Annotated in this window: 16 protein-coding genes and 2 tRNA genes; 9 read left to right on the forward strand and 9 right to left on the reverse strand. The window is 64.1% G+C overall.

Features of this window, described 5'->3' with window-relative positions; translation table 11 throughout:
- Positions 1–17: 17 nt before the first annotated feature.
- From AC1RJW_RS09400 to AC1RJW_RS09415, 4 genes are all read right to left on the reverse strand, one after another.
- Positions 18–350, reverse strand: a complete 333-nt coding sequence (locus tag AC1RJW_RS09400; protein ID WP_099411717.1) for a hypothetical protein — start codon at positions 348–350, stop codon at positions 18–20.
- Positions 351–967: 617 nt separating this feature from the next.
- Positions 968–1,399 (reverse strand): VOC family protein, encoded by a 432-nt coding sequence (locus tag AC1RJW_RS09405; RefSeq protein ID WP_493044685.1) that lies wholly within the window; start codon positions 1,397–1,399, stop codon positions 968–970.
- Positions 1,400–1,419: 20 nt separating this feature from the next.
- Entirely contained in the window at positions 1,420–1,872 is a 453-nt protein-coding gene (locus AC1RJW_RS09410; RefSeq protein ID WP_099411745.1) for a helix-turn-helix transcriptional regulator, read from the reverse strand.
- A gap of 119 nt (positions 1,873–1,991) precedes the next feature.
- Positions 1,992–2,067, reverse strand: a tRNA-Phe gene (locus AC1RJW_RS09415).
- Between the two features lie 119 nt (positions 2,068–2,186).
- Here AC1RJW_RS09415 and AC1RJW_RS09420 point away from each other — a divergent pair.
- Positions 2,187–2,957 carry a hypothetical protein gene (locus AC1RJW_RS09420; RefSeq protein WP_493044686.1) on the forward strand — a complete coding sequence of 257 codons (771 nt, stop codon included), beginning with the start codon at positions 2,187–2,189 and terminating at the stop codon, positions 2,955–2,957.
- Positions 2,958–2,998: 41 nt separating this feature from the next.
- Here the strand turns inward: AC1RJW_RS09420 and AC1RJW_RS09425 are convergent, their stop codons facing one another.
- From AC1RJW_RS09425 to AC1RJW_RS09440, 4 genes are all read right to left on the reverse strand, one after another.
- On the reverse strand, positions 2,999–3,424 hold the full coding sequence (locus AC1RJW_RS09425) for a hypothetical protein (protein WP_493044687.1): 426 nt from the start codon (positions 3,422–3,424) through the stop codon (positions 2,999–3,001).
- A 106-nt stretch (positions 3,425–3,530) separates the two neighbouring features.
- Positions 3,531–5,909, reverse strand: a complete 2,379-nt coding sequence (locus AC1RJW_RS09430; RefSeq protein ID WP_493044688.1) for a S9 family peptidase — start codon at positions 5,907–5,909, stop codon at positions 3,531–3,533.
- A 92-nt stretch (positions 5,910–6,001) separates the two neighbouring features.
- The gene (locus AC1RJW_RS09435; RefSeq protein WP_493044690.1) at positions 6,002–8,272 is read right to left on the reverse strand and encodes a putative bifunctional diguanylate cyclase/phosphodiesterase; all 2,271 of its coding nucleotides are present in this window, start codon (positions 8,270–8,272) and stop codon (positions 6,002–6,004) included.
- A 267-nt stretch (positions 8,273–8,539) separates the two neighbouring features.
- Positions 8,540–8,845 carry a PsiF family protein gene (locus AC1RJW_RS09440; protein ID WP_289899396.1) on the reverse strand — a complete coding sequence of 102 codons (306 nt, stop codon included), beginning with the start codon at positions 8,843–8,845 and terminating at the stop codon, positions 8,540–8,542.
- A 264-nt stretch (positions 8,846–9,109) separates the two neighbouring features.
- On the opposite strand from AC1RJW_RS09440, the gene AC1RJW_RS09445 reads away from it, so the two are divergent.
- Positions 9,110–9,649 carry a DUF2058 domain-containing protein gene (locus AC1RJW_RS09445; RefSeq protein ID WP_034753528.1) on the forward strand — a complete coding sequence of 180 codons (540 nt, stop codon included), beginning with the start codon at positions 9,110–9,112 and terminating at the stop codon, positions 9,647–9,649.
- Between the two features lie 128 nt (positions 9,650–9,777).
- Here AC1RJW_RS09445 and AC1RJW_RS09450 read toward each other — a convergent pair.
- Positions 9,778–9,853, reverse strand: a tRNA-Phe gene (locus AC1RJW_RS09450).
- Between the two features lie 186 nt (positions 9,854–10,039).
- Here AC1RJW_RS09450 and dkgB point away from each other — a divergent pair.
- The 7 genes from dkgB (at position 10,040) to AC1RJW_RS09485 (ending at position 17,464) form a co-directional block, all read left to right on the forward strand.
- Positions 10,040–10,864, forward strand: a complete 825-nt coding sequence (gene dkgB / locus AC1RJW_RS09455; RefSeq protein ID WP_493044691.1) for a 2,5-didehydrogluconate reductase DkgB — start codon at positions 10,040–10,042, stop codon at positions 10,862–10,864.
- A 1-nt stretch (position 10,865) separates the two neighbouring features.
- On the forward strand, positions 10,866–11,795 hold the full coding sequence (locus tag AC1RJW_RS09460; RefSeq protein WP_493044692.1) for an LLM class oxidoreductase: 930 nt from the start codon (positions 10,866–10,868) through the stop codon (positions 11,793–11,795).
- A 66-nt stretch (positions 11,796–11,861) separates the two neighbouring features.
- Positions 11,862–13,094: an FAD-dependent monooxygenase gene (locus AC1RJW_RS09465; protein WP_493044693.1), complete on the forward strand. Its 1,233-nt coding sequence runs from the start codon at positions 11,862–11,864 to the stop codon at positions 13,092–13,094.
- A gap of 171 nt (positions 13,095–13,265) precedes the next feature.
- Complete coding sequence (locus AC1RJW_RS09470; RefSeq protein WP_230492381.1) at positions 13,266–13,982, forward strand: DsbC family protein; 717 nt, start codon at positions 13,266–13,268, stop codon at positions 13,980–13,982.
- Between the two features lie 132 nt (positions 13,983–14,114).
- On the forward strand, positions 14,115–14,573 hold the full coding sequence (locus AC1RJW_RS09475; protein WP_070292451.1) for a (2Fe-2S)-binding protein: 459 nt from the start codon (positions 14,115–14,117) through the stop codon (positions 14,571–14,573).
- A gap of 10 nt (positions 14,574–14,583) precedes the next feature.
- The gene (locus tag AC1RJW_RS09480) at positions 14,584–16,842 is read left to right on the forward strand and encodes a xanthine dehydrogenase family protein molybdopterin-binding subunit (RefSeq protein ID WP_493044694.1); all 2,259 of its coding nucleotides are present in this window, start codon (positions 14,584–14,586) and stop codon (positions 16,840–16,842) included.
- A 13-nt stretch (positions 16,843–16,855) separates the two neighbouring features.
- Positions 16,856–17,464 (forward strand): nucleotidyltransferase family protein, encoded by a 609-nt coding sequence (locus tag AC1RJW_RS09485; protein ID WP_493044695.1) that lies wholly within the window; start codon positions 16,856–16,858, stop codon positions 17,462–17,464.
- Positions 17,465–17,507: the final 43 nt, after the last annotated feature.

A 17,507-nucleotide genomic window follows, 5' to 3' on the forward strand; every position in this document is an offset into this window, starting at 1 on the left:
GGGGGGCGTGAGGCGTATTAGCGTTGCGGAACGACAATCACCGTGTCGCCCGTCTTGCCCTTGGCACCGTCGTCGCCCTTGGCGCCATCGTTGCCTTGTGCACCGGTAGCGCCCTTGGCACCGTCATATCCGGCGGCACCGCTGTCGCCGGTCTGGCCCGTGGCGCCGGTGGCACCGGTCGCGCCGGCAGGAGCTTCAGCGCCCGTGGCGCCCGTGGCGCCGGCAGGACCAGGCGCGCCGGCAGGGCCGGGAACGACTTGCACGACGGTCGGCGCGGGTGGCGCTTCGCGCTGGCAAGCGGTCAGGGCGAGGGTAGAGGCGAGCGCGAGCAATATCAGGGTAGGTTTCATGATGCATCCTTTGGCAGTGAGCCGTAATGTACGGAACGGCTCGACGGCGTCGGGCGCGAGTTTCGCATGGCGGTGTGGCGGGGAAAGCTGACCAGCCGACCCGTCCGCCGTGTCGCGCAGGGCGCTGGCGGCGGGAGGGGAAGTGATGGTCTGCCTGCAGCATGGTCTCTTGGGCGGCTGCAGTCCGTTCGTTTGCGTACATAGCTGGCGATGGATGGTCTGGTGTTGTTTGCAGGCGAAAACAAAAAAGCCAGCCAGAAGGTTGACTTTTTGCCATGTATTGCTGAATTCCTGGTGGGTTGGGGCAGAATCGAAGCTCCGGCACAAGGATTTTCAACAAGTGCCTCGCACCCGGCAATCGCCAGGCCGTGCTGAAGCAGCACCGCGGTGCTTGCATGGTCAGGGGCGTGGCCTGCTGCGCCGCCTGGCCGTATACGGCAGCGCGAACAGGTACAGGCCGGAAGCTAACATGAGAAAGAGCGGGGGCAGCGGCGAGTACGTTATCCACGGCGACGGCTCGGCCCGATCCATGGCCCTTGCCGCGAAGTTGGCAATCACAGTCAAGGTGAAAACGATGGACAGCCAGCGGTGGCATTGCCGAATCGAATGGCTCCAGTTCATGACGGTTGCCGCGAATACGACTTGGCTGCGGCCCCGATCATTTTCCAGCCGTTGCCAGACGGGTCGCGAAAGCCGGCATCCACCTGTCCGTAGCGGTCCACGGGCTCCTGCGTGAACTCAACGCCGCACTTGCTCAGACGTTCGTATTCGGCACGGCAGTCGTCGGCCAGGAGTACCAGTGGCGGCATGGCTCCCTTCGCTACGATCTCATGCAGGGCCTGCGCGGTTGCCACGTCATGTATCGGTGGTCCGGGAATGAACAAGCCGAGCTGGAACGATGGCTGCTCCGCATGCTGCACCGTCAGCCAGCGATAGGCGCCGTTTCGGACGTCGGTGTGGACGCGGAATCCCAACTTGTCGACGTAGAACGCAAGCGCTTCGTCCTGATCGCGCACATACAGACCGACGACATTGACACTGTGAGTCATATAAGCTCCTTGGATTGAAGCTATAGTTTGCCAGTTGCTTTCCTGCGCCGCTTCTCCAAAACTGCGGTATTCAGGTTTGGCCGTCGGGCATCGCGCATGACGCATTCGGGGATATGCTCCCCCAAGTGCGGAACTGACCGCTCGCGCGTTCGAAGCTCGCCCGGGCTTGCGCCGGTGATGTCACGGAAGATGCGCCCAAAGGTGCCAAGACTGGCCCATCCTGTTTGAAGCGCGATCTCCGTAATGGGCAGGTCGGTATCGCGCAGCAGCGCCGTGGCCCGTTCGATGCGACGGGTAAGCAAGTAGCGATGGGGTGGTACGCCGAAGGCTTTTTTGAATTCGCGCGCGAAGTAGGCCACCGAGACGGCGCTCACTTGCGCCAGGCGGTGGACGGGCCAATCCTCGTGGGGCGCGCCGTCCATCTTGTCTTTCGCCCGCAACAATCGCCGCAATAGCAGGGGACTCTGACCCATTCTATCCTCGCGCCAAACATGGACCGCCACCAGGAGCGCAATGAGACCGATGCATCGATCTCTCGGCCACAAACGAAAACGCCAACCGGGAGGGTTGGCGTTCTGTAACAACTAATTCTTGGTGGCCCGGGGCGGAATCGAACCACCGACACAAGGATTTTCAATCCTCTGCTCTACCGACTGAGCTACCAGGCCAAGGCGGCGAATTATAGCAGAAAGACTTTCCACCTGACCAGAGCTAGCTGTGTTCAAATGCAACAGATGGCCAAAACATGGTGTTTTGGCATCCTTGTATGAGCTGAAGGGATGTGGCGATGCGGCGACGTATAGGAGTGCAGGGCCTGGCGGCTGCGGGCTTGTTCAGTTTGTTTTGCGGTACGGCGCGGGCTGATGGCCTGGCCGATCTGAATGCGGCGCTGGCGCGCTTGCAGGGCCAACTGCCCATCAAGGCGCAGGTGGAATCGAAAACCTGGCGCCGAGAGGGCGAGGGCAAGGCGGCGGAAGAGGATAGCGGCCAGGCCACGGTGGCTGTCGAGGGCGGACCGGCGGGCTTGCAAGTGCTCTACGGCAAGGATTTGCTGGCGAAAGTGGAAGCCGAGCAGCGCGCCAAGGTGAAAGATCCGAAGGTCAAGACGCCGATCGGCTTTGCGCTGGGGGAGATGAAGGCGGCGGAGTTGCGTTCCATGGTGTCGGCGGCCGATTCCTTGTCGCGCGAGATCGAGGAAGCCGTGTTCAGCGGCGAGAAGGTGGACAGCTACAAGGGCAAGCCGGCGCGCCTGTTGAGTTTTACCTTGTCGCTCGACAAGGTACCTGAGAAAGACCGCAAGTATGTGAAGAAGTTCGAGGGCGGCATCGAGGTGTGGATCGCCGCCGACGGCACGCCGCTGGCCAGCCATTTTCACTTCGATGTGAGCGGGCGGGCCTTTGTCGTCGTCAGTTTTACGCAAAAGACGGACGAGACGCGCCAGTATGGCGTCAGTGGCGACCATTTATTGTTGCTGCGCAAGGAAAGCAAGAATGCCACTTCGGGCGCGGGCGAGAAGGTGGAAAGCAAAATTATCAAGACCTTGCAGCTGCAGTCCTGACTTGTTGCCGCATCACGCAAGCCGCTGATCCAGCGGCTTTTTTACATCGCCGAGCTACTGCCCATGGCGCTCTTTTGCAGCACGCAGCGTCCCGCCTCGCAGGTGGCGCCCGGGTCCGTGACGATGGAGCAGGTCGACATCATGCCGTCCGCCTGCTGCTGCTTGCGGCTGGCCTCGGCTTGCGCCTGGGCCAAGGCCTTGAGTTTTTTGCCGTCATTGTCCTTGCTGGACCAGGCCAGGTAGCGCTCGGGGCCGCCGCAGGCCTTGGCGCCGATGGCGATGGTTTGGCATTGCTGGGTGGAATCGCAGGCGGCGGTGCCCACTTCCGCCTGGATTTGCGCCAGCAAGCCGGCATTGCCGGGCGCGGGCGGCGCATCTTGTGCGGGGGCGCTGCCGCAGGCACTGGTGGCCAGCAGCAGGATGGCGGCGCACGCGGCGCGCAGGGCGGAGTAGGTAGAGGTATGCATGCCTTCATCATGTGCCATGCTTGCGTAAATGGCAAGCGCGATTCGCGTGCTGGCCAATCGCCGGGCGGCCCATAAAAAATGCCCGCATGAAAGCGGGCATCGCCGTTTATTTCAGCGTGCGCTGGAATAACTGATAAATCCGGCGGTACTCGTCATACCACGCTTCCGGCTGCACGAAGCCGTGGCGCTCCATCGGGTAGCTGGCCATTTCCCAGTTATCCTTTTTGAGCTCGATCAAGCGCTGCGACAGGCGCACGGAATCCTGGTAAAACACGTTATCGTCGATCATGCCATGGGCGATCAGGAGGTTGCCCGTCAGCTTGTCGGCGTATTCGATGGGCGACGAGATTTTATACGCCTGCGGATCGATGTCCGGCGTGTTCAGGATATTGGCCGTGTACTCGTGGTTGTACGTGGTCCAGTCCGTCACGGGGCGCAGGGCGGCGCCGGACTTGAAGATTTCCGGCGCGCGCATCAGGGCCATCAGGCTCATGAAGCCGCCATAGCTGCCGCCATAGATGCCCACGTTCTTGATGTCGCCCTGGTGCCGGGCTGCCAGCCAGTTGGCGCCATCGATGAAATCTTCCAGTTCCGGGTGGCCCATCTGGCGGTAGATGGCCGTGCGCCAGGCGCTGCCGTAGCCGAGCGAGGCGCGGTAGTCGACGTCGAGCACGATGTAACCCTGCTCCACCAGCAGGTTGTGGAACATCTGTTCGCGGAAATACACGGGGTAGCGCTCGGTCACGTTCTGCAGGTAGCCGGCGCCATGCGCAAACATGACGATCGGATACTGTTTGCCCGCTTCCAGCTGCCTTGGCTTGTACAGCTTGGCCCAGATGGGCGTCGCGCCATGCGTGGACGGCACTTGCACCAGTTCCGGCATGACCCAGTTGCGCGCCTTGAAGGCGTCGCTGCGCGTGTCCGTCAGGATATTCGCCTTGCCGCCTGCGACGGAAATGGTCGCCAGCTGGGCCGGCATATAGCTGCTCGAATAGCGCAGCAGCAGCTTGCCGCCATCGGGCGACAGGCCGAAGTTTTCCACGCCTTTCAGATTCGTCACTTCGCGCGCGCCGCCCTCTTTCACCGTGCTGGCACACACTTCATACGTGCCCGGCGCCTGCGGGTTGCACATGAAATAGGCATTCTTGCCGTCGCGGCTCCATTCGACGGCGCTCACTTCCCATTTGCCTTGCGTCAATGCACGCGCGGGTGCGGCGCCCGTTTTCGTGTACAGGTGGGCGTAGCCGCTTTCCTCGGACAGATACCACAGGGTGGCGTTGTCGGGCAGCCAGCCGAATTCCTCGGCGCGGCGGTTGACCCAGGCCGTGTCGCTGATGCGGTGCGTGGGCACGAGCGTGCCATTGGCCAGGTCGACGGTGGCGAGCCAGCCGTCCTTGTTGTCGATCGCGCGCACGCGCACGGCCACCTTGCTGCCGTCATCGGTCCAGGCGATGCCGTCGCGCTGGGCGTCGATGCGCACGGCACGGTTGCCTTTCAGCGGCGGCAGCTTCTGTTCGGCGCGCAGGCTGGCCAGCGGGTCGGTGGCGATGCCGGGCAGGCTGTCGAAACCGATGTCGCGCACCTGGCCCGTGCGCAGGTCGGCCAGCTTCAGGCTTTGCGCGATCGGCATGTTGCGGCCCACGCGCGTGCGCTCGTCGTCCGCTTCCGGATAGCCCGTTTCCGTGACGTAGCGGGCCAGTTTGCCCAGCTTGCCCTTTTCGGCGGCCTTGTCTTGCGTGACGAACAGCAGCCAGCGGCCGTCCGGCGACAGCGCGCTGCCGGAAATCGTCACTTTTTCGCCCAGGTAGATTGGTTCCGGCGCGCGCGTGGCGTCCAGGCGGCGCTCTTCGTGGCGGCGTTCGCGGCTCGCGTCGCGGTCTTCCTTCTGGCGCGCCAGGTTGACGATCAGGCGCAGCTGCAGCTCGCGCAGGGCGTCCGCTTCCGGCTTGGCGTCCGGATCCTTGGCCGCGCGCAGCAGGGCGACGGGGGCGCTCAGGCGGTCAGCGCGGCTCCAGCTGAACCAGTCGCTGCCGCTGCGGTACTGCACGGCGCTGCCGTCGGCGGAATACTGCGGGTCGCTGATGGCGGAGACGCCCCGCGTGATCTGGATCAAGGCGCCGTTTTTCAGGTCGCGTTCGAACAAGTCGCCGTTGCGCAGCAGGATGGCGCGCGTGCCGGCCCGGTTGACGACCATCTGCTGGCCATCGAGGTTCGCCAATTGCGCATCGTCAACCTTCTTGCCGCTATTGAGTTTCGCATTCGCGCCAGATAGTTGAAACGTGTCGCGCAGGGGCGAACCGAGGCGTTTTTGCTTGTAATACAACTGACCATTCCAGCCCCACCACGCCGCTTCGACGGGTGTGCCGATCCAGTCGGGATCGGCCATGGCCTGATCCAGCGTGATCGGCGTGGGCGCGGTGGCAGAGGGGGCCGCGTTGGCGGCGGGCAGCAGAGATAGCAGCAGCAGGGGGAGAACCAGACGCATCGGAGATCGCTTTAATCAAGGGTGATGGTGAAGGTACAGGCTATGAGGCCGGTATTCTAGCGGAGGAGTTTCGTGGGGGAAATGTCGGAAAGCTAAGCTTGATGCCGGGCCAGCCAGCCGGGAAAGTCGTCGAGCGGCATCGGCCGCGCATACAGGTAGCCCTGCAAGCCGTCGCAATCGTGGGCGATGAGGAAGTCGGCTTGCTCCTGCGTTTCCACGCCTTCGGCCACGACGCGCAAGCCCAGGTGGCGCGCCATGGCCAGGATCGCCTGCACGATGGCCGTGTCGCGCGTATCGCGCGGCGTGTCGTCGATGAAGCGCTTGTCGATTTTCAGTTCGTACAGCGGCATCGAGGTCAGGTAGGCGAGGCTGGAATAACCGGTGCCGAAATCGTCGATGGAAAAGCGGATGCCCAGGTCCGCCAGTTCGCGCATGCGCGCCAGCGAGGCGTCGCGCTGGTCGATCAGCAAGCCTTCCGTCAGTTCCAGGATCAGGGCGCCGGCCGGCGTGCCGTGTTCGGCCAGCGCCGCCTGCACGCGGGACGCGAAATCGGGCTGGCGGAACTGGGCCGGACTGACGTTCACGGACAGGGGGGGCGGCTGGCCAGCCTGGGCCTGCGCCAGCAGGCTGGCGGCGCGGCACGCTTCGTGCAGGGCCCAGTGCCCGAGCCTGACGATCAGTCCCGATTCCTCGGCGATGGGAATGAAGACGCCGGGTGCGATAAAGCCGCCGTCCGGCTGCGGCCAGCGCATCAGCAATTCGGCGCCCGTCACCCGGCCGTGGCGGTCGACCTGCGGCTGCACGTGCATGCGCAGTTCGCCCAAGGCGAGGGCGCGCGCCAGCGCCCGTTCCAGGGTCAGGCGGCGCTCCACGCCCGCCTGCATGGCCGCTTCAAAGAAGGCGATGCCGTTGCGCCCTTCCGCCTTGGCGCGGTACATGGCAATGTCCGCTTCGCGCAGCAGGTCGTGCGCCTGCTGGCCCGCTTTCGGCAGCAGGGTCACGCCGATGCTGGCGCTGCAATGATAGGACTGCGCGCCGATGTCGAAGTCGCGCGCGATGGCGGCGCGGATTTTCTCGGCCACCTGGGCCGCCGCGCGGGCGGCGTTGTCCAGGTCATCGGCCAGGTGCGCCAGCAGCACGACGAATTCGTCGCCGCCGATGCGTGCCACCGTGTCGGCCTTGCGCATCAGCTGCGCCAGCCGTTCGCCCGCCAGGCGCAGCAGCGCGTCGCCCGTGGCATGGCCGCGCGCGTCGTTGATGTGCTTGAAGTGGTCGAGGTCGATGAACATCAGCGCGCTGATCGTATGGTCGCGCGGCGCGGCGGCCAGCAGGTGGCTGATGCGGTCCATCAGCAGGCGCCGGTTGGGCAAGCCCGTCAGCACGTCGTAGAAGGCCAGGCGGTGGATGTCCGCTTCCGATTTCTTGCGCTCGTCGATTTCGCGCTCGACAGCCACCCAGTGCGTCTGCCTGCCGTCCGCGTCCGTAAACGGCACCAGTTCCGCCTCGACCCAGTACGCCTTGCCGGCCTTGTTGTAGTTCAGCAATTCTGCCCTGGCCGGCTGGGCGCGGGCCATGGCGGCGGCGATGCGGGCCAGTTCGTCCGCATCGGTGGCGGGGCCTTGCTGGAACAGCAGGCTGCGGCCCAGCACCTCGGCGCGCGCATAGCCGCTGCTGCGTTCGAAGGCGTCGTTGACGAAGATGATGCGCGTGGCCGGTACCGTGCCGGGGCCGGGCGGGGCATCGAGCACGTCGGCGATCATCACCATGTCGTTCAGGCGGGCCAGCGCCGTGGCCGTCAGGCGCAGCTCGGCATTGAGCTGCGACAAGGCCTGGCTGCTGTCTTCCAGGTGGCGCAGCAGGAAGGCGCAGGACAGGGTCAGCACGGCGGCGATAAACAGGAAGTTCAGGGCCACGATCAGCGCGCGCAGCACGGGAGAGTCGGGCGTGCCCGGCAGGTGCAGGGCGATGTCAGGGTGCAGGCCGAGGAAAAAGATGGTCAGCGAGGTCAGGACCAGGGTGGACAAGGCTGGCCGCATGCCCAGCAGCAGTGCCGCCAGCACGGGCATGAGCATCATGTAGATCTGGCTGACGGGACCGATTTTCAGCAGCAGGCCCACGCCCACCAGGTAGGCGACGATCAGGAATTGCCACACGCGCCAGCGGTAGGGCATGGCGCGCAGATGCCAGATGACGCCGATCCAGCCGATGGCCAGCAAGTCGAGGACGACGATGGACCAGATGGCTTCGCTCGCGGCCAGCAGCGCGCTGGGAATGGCCGTGACGATGCCAAGCAGCAACACCACCTGCAACAGGCGGGTAAAGACCAGGCCGCGCCAGTGCGCGAGATCGCTCGATATCGCCACGCTGCCATCCTTCCCCTGGGGTAAGCTGCCGCCGCGCCGTGCATTACTGCTGAGTAAATATTACGCGCTATCAATCCTCTTGTCATCTTGATCATTGGTCATTGGTCATGATTGCCGGCGTTTAGCGTGGCTGCCTCATTCATCGACCCTTTGGCGGGGCATGGTCATTCTGCCTTGGGCGCCGCGCCGTTTGATGGGAGCAAAAAAAAGCCAGCCTGTTGGCTGGCGCTGTGCAGTGAAGCGCACACTGGCGCTTCGAACGGGTGCTTATTTCTTCGGTGCGCTCAGGCATTCTTTCATGAAAGCCTTGCGCGCGTCGCCCTTCATGTCCTTGGCGTCGACATTGCACGCCTTCATCTTGTTTTGCTGCGTCATGGCCGGCGCCGGCTTGGCGCTCAGGCATTCCTTCATGAAGGTTTTGCGCTCATCGCCTTTCTTGCCGGCGGCATCCGCATTGCAGGTGGTCATTTTCGACTGTTGCGCCGTCTTGGCGGCGGGCGCCGCTTCCGGTGCGGCGGCAAAGGCGGTGCTGGCAAACGCGGCGGCGATGCAGAGGGCGATTAATTGTTTCATGGCAAATCCTTGTAGACGCAGGCGATGGAAGGGACATGCAATCGGCGATGAATGCCGATATGCAGAACGTAACTAACTATATGACATTTATCAACAAAATTCCCACTCGAGTGTGTCTTTTTGTTACTGCCCGGCGCCAGGCCCCCGCTGGCTGGCCCGGGCCGCCATGTTGCGGCGGCAGCGGCCCCATTTTTTGCTATGCTAGCGTCTTTCCACCGGCCGATGCCGCTGCCTTGGCCGGCGCACCCTCAATACGGAGTAGTTATGGTCTCGTTGCAAGAGCAGTTTTTAAAGGCCGGCCTGGTCGACAAGAAGAAGGTCAAATTGGCCAACCAGGATAAGAGCAAGCAAAAAAAGGACGAGCGCAAGAGCGGCACGCAAAGCGTCGACGAGGTGCGCCTGGCCGCGCTCGAGACCCAGCGCAAGAACGCGGAACGCGCGCGCGAACTGAACGCCCAGCGCGATGCGGCCGCCAACCAGAAAGCCATCGTGGCGCAGATCGCGCAAATGGTGCAAAAGAACCGCCAAAGCAAGGGCAACAACGGCGACGTGCCATATAACTTCACGTTCAACAACAAGATCGAGCGCATCTACGTGACGGCCGCCGTGCAGGCCCACCTGGTGGCGGGCCGCCTGGTGATCGTCTGCCTGGGCGGCGCCGTGGAACTGGTGCCGCGCATCATCGCCGACAAGATCGCCGAACGCGACCCGGCCATCGTCGTGCGCGTGAAACAGGCCAGCACGGAAGTGGACGAGGACGATCCGTACGCGGCGTTCCAGATTCCCGATGATTTGATGTGGTAAATGGGTAATGGCCCGGCGCTGATGGCGCCGGACTGGCGTAACTGCGGGCCGGAAACGGCCCGTTTTTATGTGGCCCACAAACAAAAACGCCACCCGAAGGTGGCGTTTTTGAACGTAAAACGAATTCTTGGTGGCCCGGGGCGGAATCGAACCACCGACACAAGGATTTTCAATCCTCTGCTCTACCGACTGAGCTACCAGGCCAAGGTGGCGAATTATAGCAGACCGAAACGGGAATGCAAGAGCCGGCTACGACTTTTCCTGCATTTCCAGGATTCGCCCTCCGTTACTTGCGCGTGGATCAAATATGATTTGAGATAAACGGTATTTTTCTCAACAAAGGATGGGCGCATAGTGTGGCCATCGTTACTGACTTGAGAGGATTACCGCATGCACGCCACTACCCAACACACCGCCATCCCTGAAATCGGCCTGGGCACTTTCCGCCTGCAGGGGCAGGTCGTCATCGATTCCGTTACGACGGGCCTCGACGTCGGCTACCGCCATATTGATACGGCGCAAATCTACGGCAATGAAGCCGACGTGGGGCAGGCGATCGCCGCCAGCGCCGTTCCGCGCGACGAACTGTTCGTCACCACCAAGATCTGGATCGACAATCTGCAGCGCGACAAGCTGATTCCCAGTTTAAAAGACAGCCTGCACAAGCTGCGGCTGGAGCAGCTGGACTTAACGCTGATCCACTGGCCGTCGCCGCAGGACGCGATTCCCGTGGCCGACTACATGGCGGCGCTGCTTGACGCCAAGGCGCAAGGGCTGACCAAGGCCATCGGCGTATCGAATTTCACGAATGCGCAGCTGCGGCAAGCCATCGATACGGTGGGCGCGGCGGAAATCGCCACGCAGCAGGTCGAGATCCACCCTTTCCTGCAAAACCGCAAGGTCATCGAGTTCGCGCGCAGCCAGGGCATCCACATCACGGCTTACATGCCGCTCGCGTACGGCAAGGTGGTCGCCGACCCTGTGATTGCGGCCATCGCCACCAAATACGGCGTGACGCCGGCGCAGGTGGCTCTGAGCTGGTCGCTGCAGCAGGGCTTTGCCGTGATCCCGTCGTCGACCCGGCGTGCCAACCTGGAAGCGAACCTGCATTTCCGGCGCATCACTCTGTCGCCGGACGAGATGGCGCAGATGGCCACGCTGGAGCGGGGCGAACGCCTGGCCAACCCGGACGGCCTGGCGCCGCAGTGGGATTGAGATGGGCGCCATGACGAAGCTGGGGCAGGGTGGTTTCAGTATCGGCCTGGAATTGCCGCTCGACAATGACTGGTCCTCCACGGGGCGCCAGGCGAATGCGGCCTCCGGCCGCGTGCCGGGCGAGCCGGACCTGCAACAGCATGCGACGCTGGCAAAGCTGGCCGACCGCCTGGGTTTCCGGGCGCTGTGGCTGCGCGACGTGCCCCTGTACGATCCGTCGTTCGGCGACGCGGCCCAGGTCTTCGAAGTGTTTACCTATCTCGGCTACCTGGCCGGCATCACTGAGAGCATCTTGCTGGGTACGGCCGCCGTGGTGCTGCCGCTGCGCGAGCCGGTGCTGACTTTGAAAGCGGCGGCCAGCGTCGACCAGTTGAGCGGCGGGCGCCTGCTGCTGGGCGTGGCCAGCGGCGACCGGCCCGTCGAATATCCCGTCTTCGGCCGTGATTTCGACCAGCGCGGTGAGGCTTTCCGCGAGCAGGTGGCCATGCTGCGCGACTGGGGCGAGACGCGCCTGCCGCCCGGCATCCGCCTGCTGCCCAAGCCGGCCGCACCGTTGCCGCTGCTGGTAGCGGGGCTGGCGCAGCAATCGCCCGCGTGGATCGGCGCGCAGATGGACGGCTGGCTCGCGTATCCGGGCACACCGGAAGACCATGCGCGGCGTGCGGCGCAATGGCGGGCCGTGGCTGGCGGCGACAAGCCGTATGTCAGCTTCATCCACCTGGACCTGGACGAAGATCCGACTTTGCCGCTGCAGCGCTTCCGCTTCGGCGGGCGCACGGGGCGCGATGGCCTGATCGCCGAGCTGCACGCCATGCGCGCGGCCGGCGTGCGGCATATCGGCCTGCAGCTGCGGCAGAACCGCCGCCCGCTGGCCGAGACCTTGCAGGAGATCGGGGAATACGTGTTGCCCATGTTTCATGGCGCCGCTTGACCTGGTGCATGCGTTCTGTACTTCCGGACTAGCTGAAAAGGGTGGGGCAAACGCTATAATGACCGCATGAACAGTCCCACTCCCCCCACCATGCGGCGCTTCATGCACAGCCACAGCGACGTTTGCATCGTCGGCAATGGCGCCATCGCGAAAACCACGGCGCTGGCATTTGCTCAGGCAGGACAAAGCGTCACGCTGTTATCCCCGGCGAACCCTCCTGTACCCACCGCCAGGCCGGTCGAAGCCAGCTGGGATGTGCGCGTGTATGCGCTCAATCATACGGCGCACCAGCTGCTGTCGTCGCTGAAGGTATGGGGCGCGCTGGAAGGCGACAGGGTGGCGCCCGTCGATGCCATGCTGGTCAACGGCGACGGCGCGCAGGCGGGCGGACTCGGTTTCGACGCCTACGGTGCGCATGTGGGCGCCCTGGCGTGGATCGTCGAAGACCGCAACCTGGGCCAGGCACTGGACGCCGCCCTGAAATTCGCGCCGAACGTCAACGTGCTGCAGGGCCGCGCCAGCCGCCTGGAATGGACGAACGACTCGGCCATCGTGCACCTCGACGGCGGCGACACCATCACCTGCGCGCTGGTGGTGGGCGCTGACGGCGCCCAATCGTGGGTGCGCGGCCAGTGCGACATCGGCCTCGATTACCGCTCCTACGGCCAGCGGGGCGTGGTCAGCAACTTCGCCTGCGAAAAGCCGCACCATGGCGCGGCCCACCAGTGGTTTACGGGCAGCGAAGGCATCGTCGCGCTGCTGCCGCTGCCGGGCGAGCGCGTCTCTCTCGTCTGGTCGGCGCCCGATGCGCTGGCCGATACCTTGATGGCCGAACCGGCCGATGCCCTGGCCGCGCGCCTGGCCGCGTATTGCCACGACAAACTGGGTAAACTCACGCCGCTGCAGCCGGAACTGGTGCGCGCGTTTCCCCTGACCCTGATGCGCCCGCATGCCATGGTGGCGCCGCGCGTGGCTTTGGTCGGCGACGCCGCCCACGTGGTGCACCCGATGGCCGGCCACGGCATGAACCTGGGTTTTGCCGACGTGGCGCAGCTGGTCAAGACGATCGGCGAACGCGAAGCGCACCGCGGCATCGGCGACGAACGCGTGCTGGCGCGCTATGCCCGCGCGCGCAAGGAAGACGTGCTGCTGATGCAGCTGGCGACCGATGGCCTGGCGCGTTTGTTCGGCGCCGATCTGGAGCCGTTGCGCGTGGTTCGCAATTTGGGATTAAACTTGCTGGATAAATTACCTGCGCTGAAGCGAAAAATGATCTCGCACGCATTGGGACATTCGTAAATATCAGCGTATCTTAAGATATCGCCGGATAATGGCAGCAATGAAAATTCAAGCTCGCCGCAGCTGGTCTGCGGCGATCGTTTTGTCAAAGAGATAACGACGCCGGGCCAGGGGCCAGTTTCGCCGGGCGTTTCAAGTGGAGAAGTGATAGTGATAACAATGAACGGAAGCATGAGCAAAATCGCCTTGCTGATGGCCTCGGGCCTGATGATGTCGTGCGCCGGCGCGGAAACGCCGACGGAAGCGAGCATCAAAAAGCTGATCGAGCCGCGCCTGGGCGAAGGCGCCAAGGTGGACTCGGTCAAGGAAACCCCGTACGGCGGCCTGTACGAAGTGCGCACGGGCGGCGACATCCTGTACACGGACAAATCGGCGCAATACCTGTTCGTCGGCCACGTCTTCGACGCCAAGACGTCGCAGGACCTGACCAAGGTGCGCCTGGACGAAGTCAACCGCATCAAGTTCTCCGACCTGCCGCTCGATTCGGCCATGAAAACCGTCAAGGGCAATGGCAAGCGCGTGATCGCCGTGTTCGAAGATCCGAACTGCGGTTACTGCAAGCGCTTCCGCCAGAACGCGCTGAAGGAAATCGACAACGTCACCGTCTACACCTTCATGTACAACATCCTGTCGCCCGATTCGATCGCCAAGTCGCGCAATATCTGGTGCTCGCCGGACCGCAACAAGGCCTGGGATGACTGGATGCTGAATGGCAAAGTACCTGCCGCATCGCCGGCCAATTGCGCCAATCCGCATGAAAAAATCCTCGCCCTGGGCCAGCAATTGCGCGTCTCGGGCACGCCAGCCATCTTCTTTGCCGACGGCAGCCGCATTCCGGGCGCGGTCGATGCGAAAACGCTGGAACAGAAATTCTCGACCATTAAGTAATCCGGGCTGTCGCCAGGAAGGCTGGACGGCGCGCCCTCGCAAGGCGCGCTTTTTTTTGCACTTTTTTCCGCTGTCGTATCATCAAGTGTTGTTCGTAGACGCCATAACAATCCAAAAAAGGGGAAGCAGCAGATGATTACCTTGAATATCAACGGACGCGACACGCAGGTCGACGCCGATCCTTCCACGCCCATCCTGTGGGCGCTGCGCGATAACCTGAACATGACGGGCACCAAATTCGGTTGCGGCGCGGCCCTGTGCGGCGCCTGCACGGTGCACCTCGACGGCCAGCCGATCCGCTCCTGCATCACGCCGATTTCTTCGGTCGGCGCGCAAAAGATCACCACCATCGAAGCGATGGAAAACGACCAGGTGGGCAAGGCCGTGCAGGCGGCATGGGTGCGCCACGACGTGCCGCAATGCGGCTACTGTCAAAGCGGCCAGGTGATGAGCGCCACGGCGCTGCTGCGCACGAACAAGTCGCCCAGCGATGCCGACATCGACGGCGCCATGAGCGGCAATATCTGCCGCTGCGGCACCTATCAACGGATCCGCGCAGCCATCAAGGACGCGGCCAAGACCCTGGCCTGAGGAGAGCGACATGCGTATCGAATGGTTGAATCAGGAAGCATTGCAGCATGGCGGAGTGACCCTGGGCGCGGCGCTGGCATCGGCTCCGGTGGCCGATGGCTTGTCGCGGCGCGGTTTCATGAAGGCCGGCGCGGCGGCGGGCGGCGGCTTGATGCTGGGCTTTTTCCTGCCCGGCGCGGGCAAGCTGGCGCAGGCGGCCGATGCCGCCCCCGCCAAGCCCGTGTATGCGCCGAACGCCTTCCTGCACATCGCGCCCGATAACACGGTGACGGTGCAGGTAAACCGGCTGGAATTCGGCCAGGGCGTGCAAACGAGCTTGCCCATGCTGATCGCCGAGGAACTCGACGCCGACTGGAGCCTGGTGCATGGCGCGCTGGCGCCAGCCGGTGAGCAGTACAAGGATGCCGCCTACGGCATGCAGATGACGGGCGGCTCGGGCAGCATCGCCCATTCGTTTACGCAGTACCGCGAAATCGGCGCCAAGGCGCGCGCCATGCTGGTGGGCGCCGCCGCCGCGCAGTGGAAGGTCAATCCCGACCAGGTACGGGCCGCCAAGGGCGTGCTGTATGGCCCCGGCGGACAAAAGGCGACGTATGGCGAGTTTGCCGATGCGGCCATGCGCCAGAGCGTGCCTGCCACCGTCAAGCTGAAGGATCCGCGCGACTTTTCCATCATCGGCAAACCCGTGAAACGCCTGGACGCGGCCGCCAAGTCCACGGGAAAACAGCAGTTCGGCATCGACTTCAAACCGCCCGGCGCGAAAGTGGCGATGGTGGCGCGTCCGCCCGTGTTTGGCGCGAAGGTAGCGAAATTCGACGCCAGCAAGGCGAAAGCCATCAAGGGCGTGCTGGAGGTATTGGAAGTGAAGACCGACCGTGGCGGCAGCGGCGTGGCCGTCATCGCCGACGGCTACTGGCCCGCCAAGCAGGGGCGCGATGCGCTGGTGATCGAGTGGGACAGCAGCGCCGTGGAAAAGGTCAGCAGCGACAAACAGCTGGCCGCCTTCAAGGCGCTGGCCAGGACGCCGGGCACGGTGGCGCGCGCATTCGACGTCGCCGCACTGGCGAAGGCGCCGAAGAAAATCGAAGCCGTCTACGAATTTCCCTACCTGGCGCACGCGCCGATGGAGCCGCTCAACTGCGTGGTCGACCTGCAGGCCGATAAATGCACGATGTGGGTGGGTTCGCAATTCCAGACGGGCGACCAGGCGGCCATCGCGGCTACTTCCGGCCTGAAACCGGAGCAGGTGACCCTGCACACGATGATGGCGGGCGGCGGCTTCGGCCGGCGCGCCGTACCCTCGTCCGACTACGTGGTCGAAGCTGTCAACGTCGCCAAGGCGTACCGGGCGGCCGGCAAGAGCGGTCCATTGAAGCTGATGTGGAGCCGCGAGGATGACATCAAGGGCGGTTACTACCGGCCGTCGCATGTGCACCGCGCGCAGATCGGCCTCGACGCCAAGGGCAAGATCCTCGCCTGGGACCATACCATCGTGGGCCAGTCCATCATGGCCGGCACGCCCTTTGAGGCCTTCATGGTGAAAAATGGCGTCGACGGCACCATGGTCGAAGGCATGGGCGAGCCGTACACCCTGCCGATGAAGCTGTCCGTGCATACGGCCAAGGCGAACGTGCCCGTGCTGTGGTGGCGCTCCGTCGGCTCGACGCATACGGCCTTTGTCATGGAAACGCTGATCGACGAAGCGGCGCACGTGGCGAAGATGGACCCCGTTGCCTACCGCAAGCAGCTGATCGACGCCAAGCATACGCGCCACATCGCGGCACTGGACCTGGCCGTGGCCAAGTCCGGCTACGGCAGGAAGAAGTTGCCGAAAGGGCAGGCCTGGGGCGTGGCCATGCACGAGTCGTTCAATTCCGTCGTCGCCTACGTGGTGACGGCCTCCGTGGTGGACGGTGCGCCCAAGCTGCACCAGGTATGGGCGGGCGTGCATTGCAACCTGGCCGTCAACCCCTTGACGATCGAGGCGCAAGTGCAGGGCGCCGCGCTGATGGCGCTGGGCATGACCATTCCTGGCGCGGCCATCACGCTCAAGGATGGCGTGGTGGAGCAGCAGAACTTCGGCGACTACCCCGTGCCGCGCATGCCCGACATGCCGGTGATCGAGGTACACCTGGTGCCGTCGGGCGATGCGCCGACGGGCATGGGCGAGCCGGGCGTGCCGCCGCTGGCGCCCGCCTTCGCCAACGCGCTGTTCGCTCTGACGGGCAAGCGCCTGCGCAAGCTGCCGTTCGACCTGGCGGCGGCATGACGGCAGCGGTTTTTTGAGTACGGTCGGCATCTTGCTGGCAGCCGGAAGGGGACGCAGGTTCGACCCTTCCGGCGTACAGAACAAATTATTGCAGCCGCTGGCCGAAGGCCCGCATGCGGGCTTGCCTGTGGTAGTGGCGGCGGCCAAGAACATGCTGGCGGCCCTGCCGCGCGTGCTGGCCGTGGTGCGCGCCGACGACACGCAGGTGGCGCGCGTGCTCGGTGCGCTGGGCTGCGAGGTACGCGTCTGCCATGACGCTGATACGGGCATGGCCGCGTCGCTGACCTGCGCCATCGATCACGTGCGCGGCGCACCGGGCTGGCTGATCGCCTTGGGCGACATGCCTTTCGTGGAAGCGGCTACAATCGCCGCCTTGTCGCAAGCCGTCGGCGATGGCGCGCGCATCGCCGTGCCCGTGTTTCAGGGACGGCGCGGCAATCCTGTCGCGTTCAGCGCCTTTCACTTGCCGCTGCTGCTGGCGCTCGATGGCGACCAGGGCGCGCGCAGCATCGTCAACAGCCATGCCGTATGCGAAGTGCCAGTGGACGACAGCGGCATCTTGCGCGATATTGATATACCTGACGATTTGTCGCCGGTGCCTGGCGCGCCCGGGCGATTGTAGAACATCCATGCCAGACACGAGGAAAACATGAAGAAAGCACCGA

Source organism: Janthinobacterium sp. GW822-FHT07A03, from assembly GCF_058798815.1.

Coding starts and splice junctions, on each gene's coding strand:
- AC1RJW_RS09460 (WP_493044692.1), top strand. CDS start 10,866: ATGGGCGCCATGACGAAGCTGGGGCAGGGTGGTTTCAGTATCGGCCTG.
- AC1RJW_RS09445 (WP_034753528.1), top strand. CDS start 9,110: ATGGTCTCGTTGCAAGAGCAGTTTTTAAAGGCCGGCCTGGTCGACAAG.
- AC1RJW_RS09480 (WP_493044694.1), top strand. CDS start 14,584: ATGCGTATCGAATGGTTGAATCAGGAAGCATTGCAGCATGGCGGAGTG.
- AC1RJW_RS09475 (WP_070292451.1), top strand. CDS start 14,115: ATGATTACCTTGAATATCAACGGACGCGACACGCAGGTCGACGCCGAT.
- AC1RJW_RS09430 (WP_493044688.1), bottom strand. CDS start 5,909: ATGCGTCTGGTTCTCCCCCTGCTGCTGCTATCTCTGCTGCCCGCCGCC.
- dkgB (WP_493044691.1), top strand. CDS start 10,040: ATGCACGCCACTACCCAACACACCGCCATCCCTGAAATCGGCCTGGGC.
- AC1RJW_RS09470 (WP_230492381.1), top strand. CDS start 13,266: ATGAGCAAAATCGCCTTGCTGATGGCCTCGGGCCTGATGATGTCGTGC.
- AC1RJW_RS09405 (WP_493044685.1), bottom strand. CDS start 1,399: ATGACTCACAGTGTCAATGTCGTCGGTCTGTATGTGCGCGATCAGGAC.
- AC1RJW_RS09465 (WP_493044693.1), top strand. CDS start 11,862: ATGAACAGTCCCACTCCCCCCACCATGCGGCGCTTCATGCACAGCCAC.
- AC1RJW_RS09410 (WP_099411745.1), bottom strand. CDS start 1,872: ATGGGTCAGAGTCCCCTGCTATTGCGGCGATTGTTGCGGGCGAAAGAC.
- AC1RJW_RS09425 (WP_493044687.1), bottom strand. CDS start 3,424: ATGCATACCTCTACCTACTCCGCCCTGCGCGCCGCGTGCGCCGCCATC.
- AC1RJW_RS09440 (WP_289899396.1), bottom strand. CDS start 8,845: ATGAAACAATTAATCGCCCTCTGCATCGCCGCCGCGTTTGCCAGCACC.
- AC1RJW_RS09420 (WP_493044686.1), top strand. CDS start 2,187: ATGCGGCGACGTATAGGAGTGCAGGGCCTGGCGGCTGCGGGCTTGTTC.
- AC1RJW_RS09400 (WP_099411717.1), bottom strand. CDS start 350: ATGAAACCTACCCTGATATTGCTCGCGCTCGCCTCTACCCTCGCCCTG.